This window comes from Thalassotalea sp. G20_0, from assembly GCF_017744175.1.
GTDB lineage: Bacteria > Pseudomonadota > Gammaproteobacteria > Pseudomonadales > Endozoicomonadaceae > Endozoicomonas.
The window spans coordinates 1-648 of record NZ_JAGHQV010000412.1 but is presented as its reverse complement, the minus strand read 5'-3'; the positions used below and the strand labels follow the sequence as shown (position 1 = coordinate 648).

Genomic DNA, 648 nt, shown 5'->3' with positions numbered 1-648 from the left:
GGATGAATGGTTAGCAGAACTGCTAAAGCAGCCTGAGCAAGTATGGCAGAGCTTGCATGCCAATTTTGGCTTCCGCCATCAACTTTATGCGTATGGTAAACAACTGTGTGATATTGCACAAAAACTTCAAAACCCAGACGACGCTGAATCGAAACAGGCAGCGTTGACCGAGATTCACCGAACGCTTGAGCTGATATATAACCAAGACTTTGTCGTTCCTAGCTACGAAAACCTGAACACCGATACACAGCCGCTAATTCGTGATTTGGCAGCGCAACTTGAAGCCGCAATGCTCTCGGCAGAGCATACGCTGATAGATTTAGAGCTGATCAACGCGTACCCAAAAAACGGTGCTGAATACGTAAAGTGGTTGCAACGTTTGATCAGTCAGCATCCCTCTAGTGTTCACTCAGTATACAATGAGTACCTTTCTAACCATGCCGGACCGGATGAGCTTGCCTACTATTTTGCTCAAGAGACGACGCTAGACCCCCGATTTGATGACATTCTTGCGTTGATGCAAATTGGAAATCAGGTGGATGTAAAGTTAGAAATTGCTCAAAACTACTGGGATGAGATGGGTAATGGTAACCTTCACGAAGTCCACAGTCGCTTGTTCGCGCAAGCCTTGAACGATTTATCTATCAC

At 45.8% G+C, this 648-nt stretch carries 1 protein-coding gene; it reads left to right on the top strand.

The window, feature by feature from the left end; all coding sequences use genetic code 11:
* Positions 1 to 648, top strand: a 648-nt coding sequence (locus J7438_RS26795; RefSeq protein WP_209279063.1) for an iron-containing redox enzyme family protein, incomplete at both ends; no start/stop codon positions are given.